Source organism: Ruminococcus sp. 210702-SL.1.03 (assembly GCF_020559915.1).
Classification (GTDB): Bacteria; Bacillota; Clostridia; order Oscillospirales; family Ruminococcaceae; genus YE71.
Map to the genome: position 1 here is coordinate 1 of NZ_JAJCLZ010000056.1, position 4470 is coordinate 4470.

Annotated in this window: 5 protein-coding genes; 1 reads left to right on the forward strand and 4 read right to left on the reverse strand. The window is 42.2% G+C overall.

Translation table 11 applies throughout. From position 1 onward, the window contains the following. The coding region (locus tag LI114_RS13005) for a DUF3800 domain-containing protein (protein WP_227221029.1) at window positions 1-1171 on the forward strand (1171 nt) is incomplete at its 5' end. 109 nt (window positions 1172-1280) lie between these two features. On the opposite strand, the gene LI114_RS13010 is transcribed toward LI114_RS13005, so the two are convergent. From LI114_RS13010 to LI114_RS13025, 4 genes are all read right to left on the reverse strand, one after another. Continuing rightward, a complete protein-coding gene (locus LI114_RS13010; protein WP_227221030.1) occupies window positions 1281-1997 on the reverse strand; it encodes a hypothetical protein in 717 nt (238 codons plus the stop codon). Window positions 1998-2013: 16 nt separating this feature from the next. After that, window positions 2014-2343, reverse strand: coding sequence for a DUF3852 domain-containing protein (locus tag LI114_RS13015; protein WP_227221031.1), 330 nt, complete (start codon window positions 2341-2343; stop codon window positions 2014-2016). Continuing rightward, window positions 2340-3122, reverse strand: a complete 783-nt coding sequence (locus tag LI114_RS13020) for a class B sortase (protein ID WP_227221032.1) — start codon at window positions 3120-3122, stop codon at window positions 2340-2342. The genes LI114_RS13015 and LI114_RS13020 overlap by 4 nt, the downstream gene beginning before the upstream one ends. After that, window positions 3115-4470: SpaA isopeptide-forming pilin-related protein (locus LI114_RS13025; protein WP_264468332.1), on the reverse strand; the 1356-nt coding region annotated here is incomplete at its 5' end. The genes LI114_RS13020 and LI114_RS13025, both read right to left, overlap by 8 nt.

Below are 4470 nucleotides of genomic sequence, written 5' to 3' on the forward strand. Positions count from 1 at the left end.
CTTTCTATTTTACTTCTTTGAGGTTGGAGTGTCAAGTTTTATTATACTATATCACGCAGACTTAATGAAGTATTCCATTACAAAAGCTCTTGTTGTGTATCGACCGCAGGAAATCATAAAGTGCATCTACGAATCCCCGGAAAACTTTTTAGAGAAACTAAAGAAGTTTTTCCAAGAGAGGATTGAATGCAATAAAAACAATCCTAAATTAAAACAAAATGAAACGGACGCATTTCAACAGGTTTTATTCATACTGAATTGTATTTCGGATACTTTGGAGATTGATTGGGACTATCACATGTCTTTTGACGGGTTCAAAAAATATCTGGCAGAAAAGGATATATCGAATTACAATCTGATAATTGACAAAGAGGGTAACGATGAGGAAAAAAGCAGAACCTTAAAAGCAGCCCGTGAAATAGGATTGGATAATTCAGATGAAGCCGATTCTACAGAGTGTCCAGGACTTCGTATAGCAGATATGATGGCAGGCATCATATCAAAACTATTGAAAGGACTATGCGATTCCTTACGGTACCAATCTCTTGATGAAAGCAGCAAGAAGAAAATTTTGGATAGAAATTGGTTCTGCGTGAACGAAGTTCAATTAGGGCTCTATAAAAAGCTTTATCGGATTATTTGTGAGTGGCATCCTGCTTGGTACAAGTCTTACTCCGGTATATATTCAGATGATTTGGTTGTATTCAATGCTTTACTTAATTTTATGAACCATTTTGATTCCGTCGAGCAGATCCAGACTAATCTAGACAAGCAAGGCGAATACTTTAATGCGTTTGCTTGTGAGCAGTTGGCAAAGTATTTTAATCAGAGAAGTTGTAAACTGCCCATTGAGCCTGTAGTTCCCTTTGATAAAGAGTCATACCTGAGCCAAAGTGGCGAGAAGGTATATTTTGATTCGAGAAAGCAACTACTTTTGCCGTTACATGAAGGTTCTCAGACTTTTAATGTGCTATCAGTTGGGATGGATCAGAAATTCACTCCAACCATAACAATTCTAAAAGACGATATATCTGAGTGCTTTCAACTTCCAAATGAACTAAGTGAATGGGCTTACAGCGTTATTGGAATGGCAGCTACGGGTATGGATCTTTTCCCTGCAAAAGTAGTTTTTTCAAAAATCAACGAAAAATATTATGCAGATATACTTTGAATAATCGGCAAAACAAGTAAAGAAAGTAATCGATAAGGAAAGTTAATAGCTTCCAGCTAGACTTATCTTATCCCCCTATCCAAAGGACTGAATAAAATCAGTCCTTTTTTCATCCACCAACGCATTCTCTGAATTTTCCCATAACCTGTGAAAAACTCTGCCTCTCCATCATATCCGAACTGAGAAATGCACCCGATACCACGGTTAGCTTGTTCTCGGAAAGTACAGCGTAAGTTTCGGTATACCCGAACTGCGTCGCCATGCCGTCGGACTTCTGAACAGAGCCGTACCGCTGATACTTGCCCTTAGAAACAACACTGCTTGTCATTCGGCAACTCGAAACAAAGTCATCTTCGGTGATACCGTTCATCTGAGCAGCAGTTTGACTAAAGTAATGATCTCCTAAATTTTCAAGGATATATTTCATGTCGTAATCAAGGTTACTCTGACTTAAATCGACACACAGAACATCTATCATACCTCCGCCGTTTTTGCCTTTGAGAGATATTTTCTGAATACCGTTGGAATCGTCGTTCTCATTCTCAAAAGAACAACCTTTCATCGCTTCAGTAACGATTGTAGAAACGTCCACAAAGCTGATATTTGAGTCAAAAAACTCCGCAATAAAAGTATTAGACTTTACCAGTTCTTCATCAACTGTACTTTCAGCCTCCGAAGAGGCAGCCGAATCGGGTATAGACTCGGCTGTTGCGGTAGTTGTGGTTGTTTCCGTTGTGGTCTGCAACTGCGGACTAATCTTTCCGCAAGCGGTCATTGCCAATACTATGGCAGACGAAAGTACAGCCCAATATATTTTTGTTTTCATACGTAAATCCTCCTTTTTACACAATCGACCAAATATACAGCGGAGCGGTTAGGGTGAAGATAAGACAGCCAAAAATTATGGCTATGGGAGTCCATTCCAACTGACCGTGTTTTCGATAGTCGAGATATGCGAGACCTATCTTAACAAACAGCAAAACCGCAAGAATTACGTCAATTACGGGGAACACAACGTTGTTTACGACTGAAACGACCTGCGATCTTGCTGTTGTCCAAGTGCTTGTCACCGCACCCGCAACATCGCCCGAAGCATAAGCGGTTAGCGACATCATAGCCGCAAAACATACTGTGCTTGCGACTCCTGCAATTACTTTCTTTTTTAATTTCATTCTATATCACTCTCCTTAATAATTTTCCCTACCAGAATTGTGCGGCTGTTACCCTCTGCAGAAGTACAAGTTGACAGCGTTATCAGGTTATCTTCTTCGGAAATGCCGATCTCCTTGTAAATACTCGCGCAGTTTCTGATCTGTGAATCCCACTCTTCAAAGATTGGATCAGCAAGATAAAGTCCGCTTGTGTCTGTAGTCCTTGCTACTGCAAAGAAATATATCAGACGCACCTCATCTTCCGTGGTCAGCCAGCCAAAGCTGTGGTTCATGAAAAATTCCTCGTTTTCGTAATTTGGAATATTGGCAAACATCGTTCCGTTTCCCATATTGTGACCGTAGATCACGCTGTTGAAATCCGAAAAATCACTTGAACAGCGATAGTCCATAAACAGTGATCCTGCATACAAATATGAACCGTCCGCCGCCCTGCGCGTGTAATATTCGTTATCTCCCGACTGCATGACCGGGTAATTGATATTCGTATCGGGGATATACAGCCAAGCCACGGAATCGTCATGCTCTGCGGAAAGCTGCCGAACCTGTTCGGTCAGTTCTTCTTTGGTATCCTCGGGAACTCTGTCAGACGACGGTTTTTCTGAATCGTTATTTACCGCCTCGTCAAGCGTTTCCCTCGCTATCGGCGTAGGAGCATAGATCAGAATATCCTGCCAATTGATTTTCTGAGCCACATCGTTTTTCACCAGAAGATAAATTCCCCCTCCAAGGAGGGCGGCTGCGGTCACAGCCGCAGCAGTTCGAATAACTTTCTTATTCATGCCTTTTTCCTTTCTTTGTGATAATAAGGGCGGCAAGGATAACACTTGCAGCTCCGAGCATTGCAAATGCCGCAAAATTGCTGTGATTATCGCCTGTATACGGAGTGTTTGTAACAGGAGTAAGCTCGTCATACATAACGACCTTGGTCACAGTTCCGTCAGCATTCACAATGAATTCAACGTCGTTTGCAATTACATATCCGTCGGGAGCGGCAGTTTCGTGAAGTGTGTACTTTTCGCCTGCGATAAGTTCAGCCTCAATAAAGTGAGGCTCTGTTGTGGAAACCCATTCCTCAACAACATTTCCGTCCTCGTCAATGATCTGGAGTGTTGCGCCGGGCAGTTCCTCACCTGTGGTAATATCCTGCTTGGAAATCTGTACCTTTGTTGTGTCATCTACCATAACGACAAGCGGATTGCCGTTCTCTGAAATCGCCGTAGAATCAACGTTTCTGATCTTTATTGTACCGTCTGCAAAAACCTCGAATTCAATATCCGTAGCTATCACATATCCGTCCGGAGCCGCAATTTCCTTGAGCGTGTAATCTCCGGCTGGAAGCTCGGTTACAATATGATTTGTACCATCGGAAATCCATTCGTCAATGATTTCACCGTCAGCATTTTCAAGCTGCATATCTGCGCCGATTAATTCCTCGCCGTATACATCAACCTTAGACACTTCAACGGTAATAGGCTTGTTAACTGTACGAATTGTGATAGTTTCGCCGTCCTCGCAAACAGTTACGGGATAGCTTTCACCGCTGAGAATATATCCCGTCGGAGCTTCGATTTCTCTGACAATATACTCGCCGTATGGGATTTCATCAAACTCAAAATATCCGTTTTCATCGGAAACAGCGGTCATATATGCGTTTTCAGAAGTGAATTCGGCAGTATCAACTGCAAACAGTCCGAACAGAGCATTTTCAAGAGGTTCATCGCTCTCATTTACCTTGATACCCTCGACTTTTCCGCGCTTTAATTCATTTACGAACTGACCGCAGTCAATAGAAACTGTAGTTACTTCCTGACCCATATACTCAAATGTCACAAGGTACTTTTCACCGTTGAGAACATAGTGTTCATCGGTGGCAATTTCCTGAACATAATACCTGCCAAAAGGTATCTGTACATCAAATTTTGCGACCATATCCTCATCAAGTGAAACTTCTGAAATTAGTCCCTCCGCAGGAATAACAGAACCGTCAGCGGCAGTAATATCTTCTGCGGCGAATAGTCCGAAACGAACGCTCGTATAGCAGTCCTCGCCGTAGCTCCCGAACAGTTCATCATTTTCCATAACCTTAGAAAGCGATATCCTCACGCTCTGATACTCATTTTCAAAAGC

Bases quoted from the DNA above. Each gene is read 5' to 3' on its own strand.
- LI114_RS13010 (WP_227221030.1), bottom strand. From the start codon at position 1,997: ATGAAAACAAAAATATATTGGGCTGTACTTTCGTCTGCCATAGTATTG.
- LI114_RS13015 (WP_227221031.1), bottom strand. From the start codon at position 2,343: ATGAAATTAAAAAAGAAAGTAATTGCAGGAGTCGCAAGCACAGTATGT.
- LI114_RS13020 (WP_227221032.1), bottom strand. From the start codon at position 3,122: ATGAATAAGAAAGTTATTCGAACTGCTGCGGCTGTGACCGCAGCCGCC.